Consider the following 1,230-nt stretch of genomic DNA (forward strand, 5'->3'; position numbering starts at 1 on the left):
TTTATTTCCTCAGGGCTTTAAGTTGCCGTTCAAATTCGGCAGGGTTAGATTTATAGAGCGCTAAACGCTCGCTTTCACTCATGTCTTTAAACGCTGGTGCGGCCCCGCCGCCTTTATTCCCGGAAGCCCCGCCACCGGAAGCTGCATTTGCTTTAATCAAATGTGAAAAAGCTTTATGTTCGCGCAGGTATTTGCGGAACTGCTCAGGGTCGGTAGTAACAACATTGCCATCCGCACCCATGAATTTAGTCACTACGTCTTCACCGTCGAACTCGGTCTTAACGAAAGGTGCCAGGATTTCTACCGCTTCTGGGGTGATAAAATCACCAGCGAAAGAACCTAAAACAGCCTTACGTTCGCTGCCAAGAATACGCGCAGCTAAAGATGCGTAACGCTCTTCTTTCTCTTTCAGTACAGGTTCATACTGACTACGAATCGTCTTTTCAAATTCGTCCATTTTACCGGCAGCCTTCAGCGCTTCCTGGTGTGCACGCTGCCGTTCTTCTTCGGCTTCTTTAGCACGGCGTGCCGCTTCCTTTTTCTCGCTAAGTAGCGCTTCCTGGTTTGCCTTAAGCCCGGCAACTTCTTTCTCAATCAGGGCCTGCACTTCTTCGGCGGTGTACATTTTTGGCGCGTCACCTGCGCCCGGTTTATCTTCCACCCCGGCTTCTTCATGAAGCGGGTAACGTAAAAAACGATTCATAGTCAATATGTCCCCTGGACTTTAGGACACCGGGCCACCCGGTGTTTCTGTAACAAGAATAAATTATTCCACTTACTAAAGCAACAATTCCAGAATATTCCTGATATATTCCTGCAACCGGAATACTTTCAGACGCAATTGCCGCGTGCACTCGGCGTTCTGTACGTCGACGGCCAGGTCTTCATCGGCATCACTACTTGGCAATGCCATTTTGCACGGCGGCTGCATTAGTGTCATATCCGGGGATGGAATTAGCATTCTCGGCGGCGCGTCGTTTGATTGACACCCGCTCAGGAGGGAACACGCAAACAACACGACCAGGACGGGTAACGTATTTGATAACTTCACGGGTGATAGCCTCCGCGTTTTCTTTACCTTCGGTTTCGGCGGCGGCGGCCCTGGTATCGTTCTGCCGTTGCCGTTGTGTTTTCTTCGCTAGCTCGGCCTGTGCTTTCTGCTGTTGCTGTGAAACAAGATTGGCGCGGCCTTCTACCCACCCGCTTCTGTAGTTGTACTGGCCGTATAAC

Annotated in this window: 2 protein-coding genes; both read right to left on the bottom strand. The window is 50.6% G+C overall.

From position 1 onward, the window contains the following. Window position 1 precedes the first annotated feature (1 nt). Window positions 2–703: a hypothetical protein gene (locus AXW79_RS02955; protein ID WP_063977637.1), complete on the bottom strand. Its 702-nt coding sequence runs from the start codon at window positions 701–703 to the stop codon at window positions 2–4. A gap of 193 nt (window positions 704–896) precedes the next feature. After that, window positions 897–1,230, bottom strand: a 334-nt coding sequence (locus AXW79_RS23165) for a hypothetical protein (protein ID WP_063977638.1), incomplete at its 5' end; no start/stop codon positions are given.

The sequence above is a fragment of the Aeromonas salmonicida subsp. salmonicida genome, assembly GCF_001643305.1.
Taxonomy (GTDB): domain Bacteria; phylum Pseudomonadota; class Gammaproteobacteria; order Enterobacterales; family Aeromonadaceae; genus Aeromonas; species Aeromonas salmonicida.